14 protein-coding genes are annotated in these 16,231 nt (G+C 62.2%); 10 read left to right on the top strand and 4 right to left on the bottom strand.

The features are described from left to right. Positions 1-42 precede the first annotated feature (42 nt). The 3 genes from acnA to E7813_RS18250 all read left to right on the top strand — a co-directional run bounded on the left by acnA (position 43) and on the right by E7813_RS18250 (position 4,539). The gene (gene acnA / locus E7813_RS18240) at positions 43-2,763 is read left to right on the top strand and encodes an aconitate hydratase AcnA (protein ID WP_291576194.1); all 2,721 of its coding nucleotides are present in this window, start codon (positions 43-45) and stop codon (positions 2,761-2,763) included. 166 nt (positions 2,764-2,929) lie between these two features. Beyond that, the gene (locus tag E7813_RS18245) at positions 2,930-3,694 is read left to right on the top strand and encodes a DUF1223 domain-containing protein (RefSeq protein WP_291576196.1); all 765 of its coding nucleotides are present in this window, start codon (positions 2,930-2,932) and stop codon (positions 3,692-3,694) included. Positions 3,695-4,167: 473 nt separating this feature from the next. Then, a complete protein-coding gene (locus tag E7813_RS18250) occupies positions 4,168-4,539 on the top strand; it encodes a DUF2794 domain-containing protein (protein WP_291576198.1) in 372 nt (123 codons plus the stop codon). A 3-nt stretch (positions 4,540-4,542) separates the two neighbouring features. Here the strand turns inward: E7813_RS18250 and E7813_RS18255 are convergent, their stop codons facing one another. From E7813_RS18255 to E7813_RS18270, 4 genes are all read right to left on the bottom strand, one after another. Further along, entirely contained in the window at positions 4,543-5,076 is a 534-nt protein-coding gene (locus tag E7813_RS18255; RefSeq protein ID WP_291576200.1) for a GNAT family N-acetyltransferase, read from the bottom strand. Positions 5,077-5,160: 84 nt separating this feature from the next. Continuing rightward, the gene (locus tag E7813_RS18260) at positions 5,161-5,952 is read right to left on the bottom strand and encodes a Bax inhibitor-1/YccA family protein (protein ID WP_291576202.1); all 792 of its coding nucleotides are present in this window, start codon (positions 5,950-5,952) and stop codon (positions 5,161-5,163) included. A gap of 238 nt (positions 5,953-6,190) precedes the next feature. Further along, positions 6,191-8,725 (bottom strand): FtsX-like permease family protein, encoded by a 2,535-nt coding sequence (locus E7813_RS18265; protein ID WP_291576204.1) that lies wholly within the window; start codon positions 8,723-8,725, stop codon positions 6,191-6,193. A gap of 32 nt (positions 8,726-8,757) precedes the next feature. Further along, entirely contained in the window at positions 8,758-9,492 is a 735-nt protein-coding gene (locus tag E7813_RS18270; RefSeq protein ID WP_291576205.1) for an ABC transporter ATP-binding protein, read from the bottom strand. Between E7813_RS18270 and E7813_RS18275 the strand changes: the two genes are divergently transcribed. From E7813_RS18275 to sucD, 7 genes are all read left to right on the top strand, one after another. Further along, positions 9,491-10,195 carry an arylesterase gene (locus E7813_RS18275; protein WP_291576208.1) on the top strand — a complete coding sequence of 235 codons (705 nt, stop codon included), beginning with the start codon at positions 9,491-9,493 and terminating at the stop codon, positions 10,193-10,195. The two genes, E7813_RS18270 and E7813_RS18275, sit on opposite strands and share 2 nt — an antisense overlap. Positions 10,196-10,382: 187 nt before the next feature. Continuing rightward, positions 10,383-10,919, top strand: coding sequence for an RNA 2',3'-cyclic phosphodiesterase (thpR, locus tag E7813_RS18280; RefSeq protein WP_291576210.1), 537 nt, complete (start codon positions 10,383-10,385; stop codon positions 10,917-10,919). Positions 10,920-11,134: 215 nt separating this feature from the next. Then, positions 11,135-12,319, top strand: coding sequence for a cell division protein ZapE (gene zapE, locus E7813_RS18285; RefSeq protein WP_291576212.1), 1,185 nt, complete (start codon positions 11,135-11,137; stop codon positions 12,317-12,319). A gap of 157 nt (positions 12,320-12,476) precedes the next feature. After that, complete coding sequence (mdh, locus tag E7813_RS18290) at positions 12,477-13,445, top strand: malate dehydrogenase (protein WP_291576214.1); 969 nt, start codon at positions 12,477-12,479, stop codon at positions 13,443-13,445. Between the two features lie 61 nt (positions 13,446-13,506). After that, entirely contained in the window at positions 13,507-14,703 is a 1,197-nt protein-coding gene (gene sucC / locus E7813_RS18295; RefSeq protein WP_291576216.1) for an ADP-forming succinate--CoA ligase subunit beta, read from the top strand. Between the two features lie 4 nt (positions 14,704-14,707). Further along, positions 14,708-15,190, top strand: coding sequence for a DUF1579 family protein (locus E7813_RS18300; protein WP_291576218.1), 483 nt, complete (start codon positions 14,708-14,710; stop codon positions 15,188-15,190). A 34-nt stretch (positions 15,191-15,224) separates the two neighbouring features. Continuing rightward, positions 15,225-16,109, top strand: a complete 885-nt coding sequence (gene sucD, locus E7813_RS18305) for a succinate--CoA ligase subunit alpha (protein WP_291576220.1) — start codon at positions 15,225-15,227, stop codon at positions 16,107-16,109. Positions 16,110-16,231 lie beyond the last annotated feature (122 nt).

Consider the following 16,231-nt stretch of genomic DNA (forward strand, 5'->3'; position numbering starts at 1 on the left):
GATACCCTTGCCGGGTACAACGATAAATTGGGATTGCCTCACATGACCTCGCTCGACAGTTTCAAATGCCAAAAGACCCTCAAGGTCGGCGGCAAGACCTACGTCTATTACAGCCTGCCCACCGCCGAGAAAAACGGTCTGAAGGGAATCTCCAAACTCCCCTATTCCATGAAAGTGCTGCTGGAAAACCTGCTGCGCAACGAGGACGACCGCACCGTCAAGAAGGACGACATCGTCGCGGTCGCGAAGTGGCTGAAGAAGCGCGCGCTCGAACATGAAATCGCATTCCGCCCGGCGCGGGTGCTGATGCAGGATTTCACCGGCGTCCCGGCGGTGGTCGATCTGGCGGCAATGCGCAACGCCATGCAGGCGCTCGGCGGCGACGCCGAAAAGATCAACCCGCTGGTGCCGGTCGATCTCGTCATCGATCATTCCGTGATCGTGAATTTCTTCGGCGACAACAAGGCGTTCGCCAAGAACGTGGTCGAGGAATACAAGCAGAATCAGGAACGCTACGAATTCCTCAAATGGGGCCAGAGCGCGTTTTCGAATTTTGCCGTGGTGCCGCCCGGCACCGGCATCTGCCATCAGGTCAATCTCGAATACCTCGCGCAGACGGTATGGATCCGCAAGGAGAAGATGACGGTCGGCAAGAAGACCGGCACCTTCGAGGTCGCCTATCCGGATTCGCTTGTGGGTACCGACTCGCACACCACCATGGTCAACGGCCTTGCCGTGCTCGGCTGGGGCGTCGGAGGCATCGAGGCGGAAGCCGCGATGCTCGGCCAGCCGCTGTCGATGCTGCTGCCGGAAGTGGTCGGCTTCAAACTCAAGGGGCAGATGAAGGAAGGCGTCACCGCGACGGATCTCGTGCTGACGGTGACGCAGATGCTGCGCAAGCAGGGCGTGGTCGGAAAATTCGTGGAATTTTTCGGACCCGGGCTCGATTATCTCTCGGTCGCGGACAAGGCCACCATCGGCAACATGGCGCCGGAATACGGCGCCACCTGCGGCTTCTTCCCGGTCGATGCCGAGACCATCGATTACCTCAAGACCTCGGGCCGGAAATCCGACCGCATCGCGCTGGTGGTTGCCTATGCCAAGGCGCAAGGCCTGTTCCGCACCGCCAAATCGCCCGATCCGGTATTCACGGAAACGCTGACCCTCGATCTCGCCGACGTGGTGCCGTCGATGGCCGGGCCGAAACGTCCCGAAGGGCGCGTCGCGTTGCCCGGAGTGGCGGAAGGGTTCGCGGCCGCGATGGCCAGCGAATACAAGAAAGCCGAGGATGCGTCGAAGCGCTATCCGGTCGAGAATCGCAATTTCGATCTCGGCCATGGCGACGTGGTGATCGCGGCGATCACCTCGTGCACCAACACCTCCAATCCGAGCGTGCTGATCGGTGCAGGACTTCTGGCGCGCAACGCCGCCGCCAAGGGCCTGACCGCCAAGCCCTGGGTCAAGACCTCGCTGGCGCCGGGCAGCCAGGTGGTTGCCGAATATCTTTCCAATTCGGGACTGCAACTCGAGCTCGACAAGGTCGGCTTCAACCTGATCGGGTTTGGCTGCACCACCTGCATCGGCAATTCCGGTCCGCTGCCGGAAGAGATTTCGAAGTCGATCAACGACAACGGCATCATCGCCGCCGCCGTGCTGTCGGGTAACCGCAACTTCGAAGGCCGCGTCAGCCCGGACGTGCAGGCCAATTACCTGGCCTCGCCGCCGCTGGTGGTGGCTTACGCACTGGCGGGGTCGGTGACCAAGAATCTCGCAGCCGAGCCGATCGGCAACGGCAAGGACGGCAAGCCGGTCTACCTGAAGGACATCTGGCCGACCACCAAGGAGATCAACGCCTTCATGAAGAAGTTCGTGACCGCGGCGATCTTCAAGAAGCGCTACGCCGATGTGTTCAAGGGCGACACCAACTGGCGCAAGATCAAGACCGTCGAGAGCGAGACCTATCGCTGGAACATGAGCTCGACCTACGTTCAGAATCCGCCCTATTTCGAAGGCATGAAGAAAGCGCCGGAACCGATCATCGACGTCGTCGACGCGCGTATCCTGGCAATGTTCGGCGACAAGATTACCACCGACCACATCTCGCCGGCCGGCGCGATCAAGCTGACCTCGCCTGCCGGAAGATATCTGTCGGAGCACCAGGTGCGCCCGGCCGACTTCAATCAATACGGCACCCGGCGCGGCAATCATGAAATCATGATGCGCGGCACGTTCGCCAACATCCGGATCAAGAACTTCATGCTGAAAGGCGCCGACGGCAACATTCCCGAAGGCGGCCTTACAAAACACTGGCCCGACGGCGAGCAGATGTCGATCTACGACGCCGCGATGAAGTATCAGCAAGAGAAAGTGCCGCTGGTGGTTTTTGCCGGCGCCGAATACGGCAACGGTTCGTCGCGTGACTGGGCCGCGAAGGGAACGCGGCTGCTCGGTGTCCGCGCCGTGATCTGCCAGAGCTTCGAGCGCATCCACCGCTCCAATCTCGTCGGCATGGGCGTGTTGCCGCTGACCTTCGAGGAAGGCGCATCCTGGCAGTCGATCGGGTTGAAGGGCGACGAGACGGTGACGATACGCGGACTGCAGGGCGACCTCAAACCGCGTCAGAAGCTGACGGCGGAAATCGTGTCCGGCAGCGGCGCGCTGCAGCGGGTTTCGCTGCTGTGCCGCATCGATACGCTCGATGAGCTCGAATACTATCGAAACGGAGGCATTTTGCAGTACGTGCTGCGCAAACTGGCGGCGTAATGCGAATTGTGATCGGGGCCTCACTGCGAAGTGAGTAGCGAGTGAAGAGAAGGCGGCCTATGAAGGGCCGCCTTCTCGCGTTCGAAGCAGGTGCCCGAACGCGACAATGTGTTAACGGCCGTGAAAAAGCCGGCGGCGGCGGTGGGGATTTCCCGGTTTTGAAACTATGACAACGATGATGGCCTATAGTTCGATATCGCGATGGTCAGGTGCGCTTGGCGTCTGCGCGGTTATCGCCATTGTCCGTCCGGCGCATGCCGATCCCCGCGCCGTGATAGAATTGTTCACCTCGCAGGGATGTTCGTCCTGTCCGCCCGCCGACAAGATTATCGGTGAACTGGCCAAGGATCCTGCCGTGATCGCGCTGAGCATGCCGATCGATTACTGGGATTATCTTGGCTGGAAAGACACGTTGGCGGATGCACGCTTCAGCGCGCGTCAGAAAGCCTATTCCCAGGTGCGTGGCGATCGCGAGGTCTACACCCCGCAAGTCGTTGTCAATGGATCGGCGCATGTGGTCGGCAGCGATCGCGCCGCTATCGAAAGTGCGATTGGCGCCACCGAAAAAGCCGACGGCGTGATGTCGGTGCCGGTGACGATGACACTGTCCGGCAAGCAGATCAATGTCTCGGTCGCAGCCTCCACCACGGGCCCCGCGGTGATGCACGGTGAAGTCTGGATCTGCGCGATTTCGAAAGCGGTGCCTATTTCAATTGGTCGCGGAGAAAATCGCGGACGCGAAGTTACCTACCACAATGTGGTGCGTAACCTGTTGAAGGTCGGCGACTGGAACGGGAGTTCCGGCAATTGGACGGTGCCACTGGAGAATATTTCCCGCGAGGGTGTCGATGCCGCGGTGGTTTATGTCCAGGACGGCAACCGCGAGAAGCCCGGCCCGATGCTGGGTGCGGCCTTTACGTCGCTGAACTGAATTTCACGCACGTCGTTCTGCAGCACGCGTCTTGGCGTGGCGTGGACCTGACTGACAAGGTCATTGCATCGCGTGTCCGGTCCCGCGTTGCGCGCGCAGCGGCATGCCGCCATCCCCAAAACCCATCCCCAAAAAGAAAAAGGACCAACTCACGTTGGCCCAGTATGAAGGTAACTTCCTGCGAACAGGCCCGATCCCGACGACCCCGGGGGGCTGGGGGCTGAGGAATCCGGAATCGAAAGGACCGGGCCAACGCAGTGCGTCCTTGTCGCAATCCAGCAGGGCGGGCGCTAGGCGGAAGTAGGGCAGTATTATGATTCCGCTAACGATCCCGTGACGGCGTGTTTTCGGCTGAAAACGGCGCCACGGACAATCGGTCGCGCGCGAATTCGGATGTCCCGCCGATCGCCCTCTTGCAGTGGTGCCCCGTTGGCGCAATCATGTCATCCAGATGACATGACAGGAGGCGCTCCATGAGTTCGATGTCGGAGGAAGCCGATCCAAGCGAGAGCCGCGCAGCGGCGCGTGGTGCCGCTGCGGGGCCGCTGCCAGGCCGGGTAACGTTCAATCGTTTCGAACTTAATCGTATCCTGAATCTGTACGGGCGCATGGTCGCCGATGGCGAGTGGCGGGACTACGCCATCGACTTTCTGAAGGATCGTGCGGTGTTCTCGGTGTTCCGCCGCGCTTCCGAAGTACCGATCTATCGCATCGAAAAAGATCCGCGGCTGGCGCGCAAGCAGGGTATCTATAGCGTGATCTCGGCGACCGGGCTGATCCTGCGCCGCGGCCATGAGCTCGATCGCGTGCTGCTGGTGATCGACCGCAAGCTGGCGGTGGTTTAGGGATCATTCGTCGGCCGGCAACGTATTCCGGCCGTCGCCGAGCGCGCGTTGCATCATCACGGTGTCGAGCCAGCGGCCGAACTTGAAGCCGACATTGGGATGGGTCCCGATCATCTGGAATCCGGTTCGGGTATGGACGCCGATCGATCCGGCATTGGCGGAATCGCCGATCACCGCGATCATCTGGCGATAGCCGCGCGTCTCGCATTCTTCGATCAACCGTTGCAGCAGTTGCAGGCCGATGCCGCGCCGATGGATCGCGGGCAGGAGATAGACCGAATTCTCCACCGTGAAGCGATAGGCCGGCCGGGGCCGGTAGGCTCCCGCATAGGCGTATCCGATCACGCGGCCGTCGAGTTCGGCGACGAAATAGGGAAAGCCGCCGTCCATCAACACGCCGAAGCGCCGCGTCATTTCAGCAAGATCGGGTGGGATCAGCTCGAAGGTCGCGGTGCCATAGCGGACCGCGTGGTCGTAAATCTCGGTGACGAAGGGAAGGTCGGCCTCGGTGGCGGGCCTGATTTCGAGCGCGGACATGACGTCGAGACTATTTTTGTCCGCCGCAAAAGAAAAGCCCCGGCCGAACGGCCGGGGCTTGAATTTATCGAGCAGGCAAGCCGGTCAGTCGCGCTGGCCGAGCAGTTGCAGCAGCAGCGTGAACAGGTTGATGAAGTTCAGGTAAAGCGACAGCGCGCCGGAAATGGCCGCACGCTCCGCCACATCACCGCCCTGCGAGGCATAGCCGTAGATGTAATCGTTCTTCAGACGCTGGGTGTCCCAGGCGGTCAGGCCCGCAAACACCAGCACGCCGACCACCGACACTACGAACTGCAGCATCGAACTGGCGAGGAAGATATTGACCAGGCTCGCGATGATGATGCCGATCAGGCCCATGAACAGGAACGAACCCATTCCCGTCATGTCACGCTTGGTGGTGTAGCCGTAGAGGCTCAACGCGCCGAACGTGGCCGCGGTGATGAAGAACACCCGCACGATCGAGGTGTGCGTATACACCAGGAAGATCGACGACAGCGAAACGCCCATCAGCGCCGAGAACACCCAGAACATCATCTGGGCGGTCGCAGGCTGCATCCGGTTGATGCCGGCGGAGATCGCGAACACCATTCCGAGCGGCGCCAGTATGAACAGCCATTTCAGCGGGCTCACGAACATCGCGTAGCCGAACGGCGTCAGGAAGATCTTGCCGACACGAACGGCATCGCCTGCCGGATCGGTGGTTACCGCCGCCATATAGACGCCGAGTGCGGCGAGGCCGGTGATGGCAAGGCCGATCGACATGTAGTTGTAGATGCGCAGCATGTAGGTGCGCAGACCGGCATCGACGGTCGCGGCGTCAGCGCGCCCGGCGGCCCGGCCGAAAGGAGAAGTATAGTTACGGTCTAGGTCCGACATGGTCGAATGTCCCGTTGGTTGGCCGGCGTCTTTGCGGCGCCGGTTCAGAAATCTAGCCTAGATACCGTCGGTTGCTGACATTAATTCGGTGTCATCAAGCCGGCATCTGGCCACAGGCTGGTATGTGGGAAACTAGCACATTCACTGCAAGCTTCCATGCGCGGCTGAATGTCGCTCCACCCGGCCGGCGCGACGAAACCGTCACCTCCCAGACTTAAGGGTCGATTGTTTCTATTTGTTATAAATTCCGCAGCACGGTGGCGGGCTTCTGGTTCAGGGCCAGCAGCGTGCCCGCAAGCCCCAATCCCACCGTGACGACCAGTGCTGCCGCTACGACGCCGGCCGCACTTCCGGCCTGCCAGATGAAACTCAGCGTCATTAGCCGGGTCACGATCAGCCAGGCCGCGACGGAACCGGCGATCACGCCGAAAACAGCCGTCGCAAAGCCGATCATCAGGTATTCCAGCGCATAAGCGCCAAGCAGCCGCGCGCGCGTGGCGCCCAGGGTTTTAAGAATGACCGCATCATAAACCCGATGGCGGTGGCCGGCGGCAAGCGCGCCACCCAGCACCAGAATGGCCGAAATCAACGTCACCGCGCTGGCGCCGCGGATCGCCAGCACCAGATTGGTGACCACAGTGCCGATGGTTTCCAGCGCCTCGCGAACCCGCACGCTGGTCACCATCGGGAATGCGTCCGCCACCGACCTGATGATTTGGGCATCGCCGCCGGGGTCCGGATGAGTCTCGGTCAACGTCGCGATATGGGTGTGCGGCGCGCCCTTGAAGGCGTTGGGCGAGAATACCAGCACGAAATTGATGCCGAGGCTCTGCCAGTCCACGGTCCGCATATTGCCGATTGTTGCCGTGATATCGCGGCCGAGCACGTTGACGACGATCTGGTCGCCGATCTTGAGTTTCAGCCCATCGGCGATCTTCTTTTCAAACGACACCAGCGGCGGGCCGTCATAATCGGCCGGCCACCATTGGCCTTCGACCAGCTTGGAACCCTTGGGAATTTCACTGGTATAGGTCAGGCCGCGGTCGCTCTGGAGCACCCATTCGGAGTCGGTCGAAGCCTTGAGGTCCTCGGCCTTGACGCCGCGGGCTGCGACGATCCGCCCGCGCAGCATCGGCACGTCCTCGACGGTCGATTGCGGTGCGGTCTGTTTGAGGAACGTGCCGAAGCGGTCGGCTTCGGTGGCGGGGATATCGATGAAATAAAACGACGGTGCACGGTCCGGCAGCGCGGCCAGAAATTGCCGGCGCAGATTGCCGTCGATCTGGGTGATCGTGACCAGCACCGCCAAACCCAGGCCGAGCGACATCACCACCGATGGCGTCAATGCGCCGGGCCGGTAGATGTTGGCGATCGCCAGCCGCAGCATGGTGAAGCGGGTGCGCGGCAGCCGTCGCGCCAGCGCCATCAAGCCGGCGGCGATGCCGCGCAACAGCGCGAATACAACGACCGAGGATGCGACGAACGTCACGGCAACCCGCTTGTCGTAGGCAAGCCCGATCACCACCGCGACCAATAATGCGATCACCACCGCCATCACGGCAAGATAACGCCAGCGTGGCCGATGCCACTCGCTGGTGACGGCTTCGCGAAACAGCGCCGCCACCGGCACGTCATGGACGCGGCCGAGCGGCCACAGGCCGAAGGCGAGCGCGGTCAGCAGGCCGTAGACGAGGGACAGTGCGAGTTCATCCGGATGCAGCGTCGGCACCACCGGCAACGGCAGCAGCTTGCCGAACGCGCCGACGATGATGAAGGGCAGCGCGGCGCCCGCGGCCAGCCCGATCACCGATCCCATCATGGCGAGTACGACCACTTGCGTGAGGTAAATCGTAAAGACGTCGCGGCCGGTGGCGCCCAGCGCCTTGAATGCGGCGATGACGTCGCGGCGGCGATCGATATGGCTTTTGACGGCATTGGCGACGCCGACGCCTCCGACCAACAGCGCGGCAAGGCCGACCAGCGTGAGAAATTGCGTGAAGCGGCTGATGGTGCGCTCGAGTTGCGGCGAAGCGTTGCTGCGGCTGCGAATCTCCCAGCCGGCTTGCGGCAATGACGTTCGGGCGTCATCGATCAGCGCCGCTGTGGCGCGATCGCCGGCCGCATTGTCCGGCAGTCTGACCCGATAGATCCAGCGCACGAGGCTGCCCGGTTGCAGCAGGCCGGTTGCGCGCAAGCCCGCTTCGCTGATCAGGAATCGCGGACCGAATCCGATCCCGCCGGCGAGTTTGTCCGGCTCGGCATCGACCACGCTGCGGATTTGAAATGTCGCGCCGCCGAGGGTGACGCGGTCGCCGATCTTGAGGTCGAGTCGCGCCAGCAAGGTCGAATCGGCGGCCGCACCGAAGCCGCCGTCGTGCTCCGCCAGCAAATCCGTCACCGGCATTTTGGGATCGAGCGTGAGTTCGCCGAGCATCGGGTAGGCGCCATCGACCGCCTTGAGTTCGACCAATGCGAGCTGGCCGTCCGCGGTGCGCACCATGGCGCGCAAGGTCGTCGCGACCGAAACTTTTCCGCGCGCGCCAAGAAATGCCACTTCATCGGGTTTGGCTTCGCGCTGGATCAGCGAGAATGCCGCGTCGCCGCCAAGCAACGTCCGGCCTTCGCGCGCCAGTCCCTCGCCGAGGCTGGCCGCGACCGAACCGACGCCCGCAATCGCCATCACGCCGAGCGCGATGCAGGCGATGAAAACATAAAAGCCGCGTAGGCCGCCGCGCAATTCGCGAAAGGCATAGCGCAGGGCAAGCGATGTCATGCCGCCGCTTCGGGTGGGCTCGGGCGCGATGCTCATAAAGCGGTTTCGCGGCCCAAAGGCTGGCCATCGATCCGGCCGGAGCGCAACCGCACCACCCGATCGCAGCGTTGCGCCAGCGATGTGTCGTGAGTCACCAGCACCAGCGTCATGCCGCGCTCGGCATGCTTGGTGAACAGGAGATCGACGATCTGCTTGCCGGTGGCCTCATCGAGATTTCCGGTGGGCTCGTCCGCTACCAGGATCGCAGGGTCGGGCACCAGCGCGCGGGCCAATGCGACGCGCTGCTGCTCGCCGCCGGACAATTGCGTGGGATAGTGATGCAGGCGATCGCCGAGACCGACCGATATCAGCTCCTGTGCGGCGCGCTGCGACGCATCGGGACTGCCGGCGAGTTCCAGCGGCACCGCGACATTTTCCAGCGCGGTCATGGTCGGGATTAGATGAAACGACTGGAATACGATGCCGACCTGACGGCCGCGAAAGCGCGCCAGCGCGTCCTCGTCGAGAGCATTGAAAGCGGTGCCATTGACCACCACCTCTCCGCTGTCGGGACGCTCCAGTCCCGCCATGACCATCAGAAGAGTGGATTTCCCCGAACCTGACGGGCCGATCAGACCGATCGCTTCACCGGATGCCACGCGCAGGCTGATATCCTTCAGGATATGAACCCTTGCGGCGCCGGTGCCGAGCGAGAGATTGACGTTCGAGATGGCAATGGTGTCCGGCTCGAGGCCGGTCAGTGACGAGGGTTCGATGAGGCTGTCCATGGCTCGGTCATATGGCACTTCCGCGGGCGGGGTCGAGGGGCGGATGAGGATGTTCGCGCACATGCTCGTGTTGGGCATGGTGCTGACAATGGCGGGAGCCGCCTTGGCTCAGGCGCCGGCACTCAGGGCGACCAAGCCGATCAAGCTGGTCGTGCTTGGCGATTCGCTGAGCGCGGGTCTCGGCCTGCCGGCGTCGTCGGCATTCCCGGAGCGGTTACAAAAAGCTTTGGAGATCAAAGGGATAGAGGTCGACATGATCAGTGCCGGGGTGTCAGGCGACACCAGTTCCGGCGGCCGCGACCGGCTCGACTGGTCGGTGCCCGAAGGAACCGAAGCCGTGATCGTCGAACTCGGCGCCAATGACGCCCTGCGCGGCATCGATCCCAACGTTACCCGAGCGGCGCTGACGGACATTTTGACGCGGCTGAAGGCCCGCAAAATCGCGGTTATGTTGTGCGGGATGGTGGCGCCGCCGAATTATGGCAGCGACTATTCGGCGCGTTTCAACGCAATCTATCCAGATCTCGCCAAGTCGTTTGGCGCGCCGCTGTATCCGTTTTTCCTGGAGGGTGTCGCTGCGGACGCCAGACTCAATCAGGCCGACGGCTTGCACCCCACCGCGGAGGGAGTCGATGTGATCGTGAAAAATATACTGCCCACGGTAGAGGCATTTCTTGGCGCGATATCCGGGCAACGTAGTTGAAAAACGGGCAGCGATAACCCTAACGCCGTGATTTTCGGGAAGCTTGACGGTTGGCGAACCATCGATGCTTCGCAGAGTCACATAACTACGCTAAAAATAACCGTCGGTGATTCGTCGCCGGGCTTGTTTCAGGGCATGACCTGCCGGACCTTTCCGAGGGCCGCGCCTTCGCATCGGGAGTCTTGCGATGCCGCGTTTGTTCACGGGACTGGAAATTCCGGCCGAGATCGGCCAGACGCTTTCCAATTTGCGCGGTGGCCTGCCGGGCGCGCGCTGGATCGATCCGGAAAATTATCACGTCACCCTGCGCTTCATCGGCGATATCGACGGTGTCGCAGCCAATGAGATCGCCTCGCTGCTGTTTCGGGTCAATCGCAAACCGTTCGATGTCGCCCTGCAAGGCTTGTCGAGCTTCGGCGGAAAAAAGCCGCGCGCGGTGGTCGCCTCCATCGTGCCGAGCCGTCCGTTGATCGAGTTGCAGGCCGAGCTCGAGCGCCTGATGCAGCGCTTCGGGCTTGATCCGGAAGGCCGCAAATTCACCCCGCATGTAACGCTGGCACGGCTGCGCGACGCCTCCAATCAGGATGTCGCGGACTATTTGTCGGTGCGCGGATATTTCCCGACCCGGGTGTTCACGGCCCAGCGCTTCGTGCTGTTCTCGTCAAGGGCATCCACCGGCGGCGGGCCTTATGTGGTCGAAGATTCCTACGCGCTAAGTGCGTGAACTTTCACCTCGCCCCGCTTGCGGGGAGAGGTCGGATTGCGAAGCAATCCGGGTGAGGGGGGAGCCTCAGCGTATTCCTCTGCCTAAGAGCTTGCGGCGACAGCCCCTCACCCCAGCCCTCTCCCCGCAAGGGCGGGGCGAGGGAGAAAGTGCATACCCCCCGGCACCAATTCCCGGCTTGCAATTTCCGTCGGCTTGGGGCCGTAAGGTGGGCCATGCTGTCCACCCCGTCCGCCGCATTCCGCGCCCATTATCAGGCCCTCGTCTCCTCCGGCGCGATCGAGGCCGATGCAGCGCAGGCGCGTGCCGCCGAGGCGTTGGCGGACCTCGAGCAACGGCTGGCGGGCTACAAGCCGGCGCGCAAGCCACGTTTGCTGGGCCGGCTGTTCGCCGACAAGGATCAGGCGCCGCCGCGCGGACTCTATGTTCATGGCGAGGTCGGACGCGGCAAGACCATGCTGATGGATTTGTTTTTTCAGCACAGTCCGGTCACCCATAAGCGCCGCGCGCATTTCCACGAATTCATGGCCGAGGTGCATGAGCGGATTTATGGCTTTCGCCAGAATATCGCGCGCGGCGAGATGGCCGATGGCGATGTGATCGCGCTCACCGCCGCGTCGATTTTCGAGCAGGCGTGGCTGTTATGTTTCGACGAGTTTCATGTCACCGACATCGCGGACGCGATGATCCTGGGCCGGCTGTTCTCGAAGCTGTTCGAACTTGGCACCGTGGTGGTAGCGACATCCAATGTCGCGCCCGAGGATCTCTACAAGGGAGGCCTGAACCGGGCGCTGTTCCTGCCGTTCATTGCGCAGATTTCGGCGCACATGGACGTTCTGCGGCTCAATGCCCGCGCCGATTTCCGGCTGGAAAAGCTCACCGGCGTGAAAATGTGGCTGGTGCCGGCGGACGCGCTCGCCGACGCCGCGCTCGGCAAGGCGTGGGCGAGGATGACCGGCAACGCGCCCTGCAAGCCGCGCGATATCTCGATCAAGGGCCGCGTCCTGCATGTGCCATGTTCGGCGCACGGCGTGGCGCGGTTTTCATTCGCGGATATCTGCGACAGGCCGCTCGCTGCGTCGGACTATTTGCGACTCGCGCACGACTATCACACCATCCTGATCGACCGCATTCCCGTGATGGACCATGCCGAGCGCAATGCCGCCAAGCGGTTCATCGCGCTGATCGACACGATTTATGACAATGCCGTGAAGCTGATGGCGTCGGCGGAGGCCGATCCGGCGTCGCTGTATCGCGCGACCGAGGGTTTTGAGGCCAATGAGTTCAAGCGAACCTCGTCGCGGCTGATCGAGATGAGTTCGGAATCCTATCTGGCGCTGCCTCATGGCCGCAAGGATTCCGCAGCGAGCGGGTCGAGCACGGGGCTAGTGGAAACCTAGCGCCATAGGCCGTCGTTCCGGCAATGGTCTGCCCCGGGAATCACCGGAGTTGGCCGACAATTGAGCACGCCGCGACTTGAACGGCTGCTTCGAAAGGGATAACCACCCAGTCAGCAGATCCTCCATTTCCTCTTCGGGTTCAAAGGACAGATTTCCCATGGCGCGTGACAAAATTGCTTTGATTGGCTCCGGTCAGATCGGTGGAACGCTGGCTCATCTGATCGGCCTGAAGGAACTGGGCGACGTCGTGATGTTCGACATCGCCGAGGGCGTGCCGCAGGGTAAATCGCTCGATATCGCGCAGTCTTCCCCAGTGGACGGGTTCGACGCGAATTTTACCGGCGCCAATTCCTATGAGGCGCTCGACGGCGCCAAGGTCTGCATCGTCACCGCCGGCGTGCCGCGCAAGCCCGGCATGAGCCGCGACGATCTCCTCAGCATCAATCTCAAGGTGATGGAGCAGGTCGGCGCCGGGATCAAGAAATATGCCCCCGACGCCTTCGTCATCTGCATCACCAATCCGCTCGATGCCATGGTGTGGGCGCTGCAGAAGGCCTCGGGCATGCCGCACAAGAAAGTGGTGGGCATGGCGGGCGTGCTGGATTCCTCGCGTTTCCGTTATTTCCTGGCCGACGAATTCAACGTCTCGGTCGAGGACGTCACCGCCTTCGTGCTCGGCGGCCATGGCGACACCATGGTGCCGTTGACCCGGTATTCCACGGTGGCCGGCATCCCGCTGCCCGATCTGGTCAAGATGGGCTGGACCTCGCAAGGGCGGATCGACGAAATCGTCGATCGCACCCGCAACGGCGGCGCCGAGATCGTCAATCTCCTGAAGACCGGTTCGGCATTCTACGCGCCGGCGGCGTCGGCGGTCGCAATGGCCGAGAGCTATCTGCGCGACAAGAAGCGCGTGCTGCCTTGCGCGGCCTATCTCAACGGCGAATACGGCGTGAAGGACATGTATGTCGGCGTGCCCGTTGTCATCGGATCGAAAGGTGTCGAGCGCATTGTCGAAATCGAACTGGCCGGCAAGGACCGCGAGGCATTCGACAAGTCGGTCGGCGCGGTGCAGGGTCTGGTCGATGCCTGCAAGAGGATCGCGCCGGATCTGCTCGGCCGCTGATCGCGCTTAAGGGTGAGCCAAGTCGAGTCGATCGATCGTTCAGGGCTTCGGGGGCCGTCACATGAATATCCACGAATACCAGGCCAAGGCGCTGTTGCACGAATTCGGGGTGCCGATCTCCAGGGGCGTGCCGGTGCTGCGCGCCTCCGATTCGGATGTCGCCGCGAAAACGCTGGGTGGCCCGATCTGGGTGGTGAAAAGCCAGATTCACGCGGGCGGCCGCGGCAAGGGCAAGTTCAAGGAGGCTTCGGCCGGCGACAAGGGCGGGGTGCGGATCGCCAAATCGGTTGCCGAGGTCAATGAATTCGCCAAGCAGATGCTGGGCGCGACATTGGTGACGGTGCAGACCGGCCCGCACGGCAAGCAGGTCAACCGGCTCTATGTCGAAGACGGCTCCGACATCGACAAGGAATTCTACCTGTCGATTCTGGTCAACCGCGAAACCTCCGAAGTGTCGTTCGTGGTCTCCACCGAAGGCGGCGTCAATATCGAGGACGTCGCGCATAAAACCCCGGAAAAGATCGTGAGCTTTTCGGTCGACCCCGCCACCGGCATCATGAGCCATCACGGCCGCACGGTTGCGAAAGCGCTGGGACTTTCCGGCGATCTCGCCAAGCAGGCGGAAAGGCTGGTGACGCAGCTCTATACCGCCTTCGTCGCCAAGGACATGGCGATGCTGGAAATCAATCCGCTGGTGGTCACCAGGCAGGGCGACCTGCGCGTGCTCGATGCCAAGGTATCGTTCGACGACAACGCCATCTACCGCCATCCGGATGTCGCAGCTCTTCGCGACGAAACCGAGGAAGACGCCAAGGAAATCGAGGCGTCGAAACACGACCTCAATTACATCACGCTCGATGGCACCATCGGCTGCATGGTCAACGGCGCCGGCCTCGCCATGGCGACCATGGATATCATCAAGCTTTATGGCATGGCGCCGGCGAACTTCCTCGACGTCGGCGGCGGCGCCGACAAGGCCAAGGTCACCGCGGCGTTCAAGATCATCACCGCCGATCCCAACGTGAAGGGCATCCTGATCAACATTTTCGGCGGCATCATGAAATGCGACATCATCGCCGAAGGCGTGGTCGCCGCGGTGAAGGAAGTCGGCCTCACCGTGCCGCTGGTGGTGCGGCTGGAAGGCACCAACGTCGATGCCGGCAAGAAGATCATCCGGGAATCCGGCCTCAACGTGCTGCCCGCCGACGATCTCGACGATGCCGCACAGAAGATCGTCAAGGCCGTGAAGGGGGGATAGGCCCATGGCCGAAGATCATCTCGCCGCGCCGAAGCCGCTTGAGGAGCACCGCAAGCTCGCAGCGTTCGCGGGCGAGTGGACCGGCGAAGAGGTGGTGCATCCGTCGCGCTGGACCGCAGGCGGACCGGCCACCTCGCATGTCGTCGCCCGGGTCGATCTCAACGGCTTCTATCTGATCCAGGACACCCGCCAGACGCGCGAGGGCAAGGAAAGCTTCGCCACCCATGGCGTCTTCACGTACGATCGCGAAGACCGGCTTTACAAATTATTCTGGCACGACTCGCTCGGCTATTACCCGCCGTCGCCGGCCTCCGGCGGCTGGACCGGCGGCAAGACGCTGATCCTGGTGCGAGGCTCGCTGCGCGGCAATGCGCGCCATGTCTATGAAATCGTCGACGACAATACCTACACCATGAAAATCCAGTTTTCGCCCGACGCGGAAGGGTGGGCCGACGTGCTCACCGGCGTTTATCGGCGGAGCAACTGACCATTACCGCTTCTCCACGAAAGCAAACCCAACCATGTCCGTTCTGATCGACAAAAACACCAAAGTCATCTGCCAAGGCTTTACCGGCAAGAACGGCACGTTTCATTCCGAAGCCGCGATCGCCTACGGCACCAAAATGGTCGGCGGCACCTCGCCGGGCAAGGGCGGTTCGAACCATCTCAATCTGCCGGTGTTCGACACCGTGGCTGAGGCGCGCGACAGTACAGGCTGCGACGCCAGCGTGATCTATGTGCCGCCGCCGGGCGCGGCGGACGCGATCTGCGAAGCCATCGATGCCGAAATTCCGCTGATCGTTTGCATCACCGAAGGCATCCCGGTGCTCGACATGGTGCGCGTCAAAAGATCGTTGTCGGGATCGAAGTCGCGGCTGATCGGGCCGAACTGTCCGGGGGTGATGACCGCGGGCGAATGCAAGATCGGCATCATGCCGGCGAACATTTTCAAGCCCGGCAATGTCGGCATTGTCTCGCGTTCGGGCACGCTGACTTACGAAGCCGTGTTCCAGACCACGCGGGAAGGCCTCGGGCAGACCACCGCGGTCGGCATCGGCGGCGATCCGGTCAAGGGCACCGAATTCATCGACGTGCTGGAGATGTTTCTCGCCGATCCCAAGACCACTTCGATCGTGATGATCGGCGAAATCGGCGGTTCGGCCGAGGAAGACGCAGCCCAGTTCCTGATCGACGAGGCCAAGCGAGGCCGCAAGAAACCGATGGTAGGCTTTATCGCCGGCGTCACGGCACCTCCCGGCCGCCGTATGGGCCATGCCGGTGCGATCATCTCGGGTGGCAAGGGCGATGCCGGTTCCAAGGCCGCGGCAATGGAAGCGGCGGGAATTACGGTTTCGCCGTCGCCGGCAAGGCTCGGAAAGACGCTCGTAGAAAAATTGAAGCATTGATTCATTCTTTGGCTCTTTTCGCCGCGAACATTCGCCTTATTTAGGGTAAAAGGCCCGTTATCACGCTGATCCGGAACCGGATCGGCTGCCAGCGCCGTCTTCCATGCGCTAGATCGAAATCA

Source organism: Bradyrhizobium sp., assembly GCF_004799405.1.
Taxonomy (GTDB): Bacteria; Pseudomonadota; Alphaproteobacteria; order Rhizobiales; family Xanthobacteraceae; genus Bradyrhizobium.

What these genes read in the sequence shown, in the direction of transcription:
- acnA (WP_291576194.1), top strand. Translation starts at nt 43, where the DNA reads ATGACCTCGCTCGACAGTTTCAAATGCCAAAAGACCCTCAAGGTCGGC.
- E7813_RS18245 (WP_291576196.1), top strand. Translation starts at nt 2,930, where the DNA reads ATGACAACGATGATGGCCTATAGTTCGATATCGCGATGGTCAGGTGCG.
- E7813_RS18250 (WP_291576198.1), top strand. Translation starts at nt 4,168, where the DNA reads ATGAGTTCGATGTCGGAGGAAGCCGATCCAAGCGAGAGCCGCGCAGCG.
- E7813_RS18255 (WP_291576200.1), bottom strand. Translation starts at nt 5,076, where the DNA reads ATGTCCGCGCTCGAAATCAGGCCCGCCACCGAGGCCGACCTTCCCTTC.
- E7813_RS18260 (WP_291576202.1), bottom strand. Translation starts at nt 5,952, where the DNA reads ATGTCGGACCTAGACCGTAACTATACTTCTCCTTTCGGCCGGGCCGCC.
- E7813_RS18265 (WP_291576204.1), bottom strand. Translation starts at nt 8,725, where the DNA reads ATGACATCGCTTGCCCTGCGCTATGCCTTTCGCGAATTGCGCGGCGGC.
- E7813_RS18275 (WP_291576208.1), top strand. Translation starts at nt 9,491, where the DNA reads ATGGCTCGGTCATATGGCACTTCCGCGGGCGGGGTCGAGGGGCGGATG.
- E7813_RS18270 (WP_291576205.1), bottom strand. Translation starts at nt 9,492, where the DNA reads ATGGACAGCCTCATCGAACCCTCGTCACTGACCGGCCTCGAGCCGGAC.
- thpR (WP_291576210.1), top strand. Translation starts at nt 10,383, where the DNA reads ATGCCGCGTTTGTTCACGGGACTGGAAATTCCGGCCGAGATCGGCCAG.
- zapE (WP_291576212.1), top strand. Translation starts at nt 11,135, where the DNA reads ATGCTGTCCACCCCGTCCGCCGCATTCCGCGCCCATTATCAGGCCCTC.
- mdh (WP_291576214.1), top strand. Translation starts at nt 12,477, where the DNA reads ATGGCGCGTGACAAAATTGCTTTGATTGGCTCCGGTCAGATCGGTGGA.
- sucC (WP_291576216.1), top strand. Translation starts at nt 13,507, where the DNA reads ATGAATATCCACGAATACCAGGCCAAGGCGCTGTTGCACGAATTCGGG.
- E7813_RS18300 (WP_291576218.1), top strand. Translation starts at nt 14,708, where the DNA reads ATGGCCGAAGATCATCTCGCCGCGCCGAAGCCGCTTGAGGAGCACCGC.
- sucD (WP_291576220.1), top strand. Translation starts at nt 15,225, where the DNA reads ATGTCCGTTCTGATCGACAAAAACACCAAAGTCATCTGCCAAGGCTTT.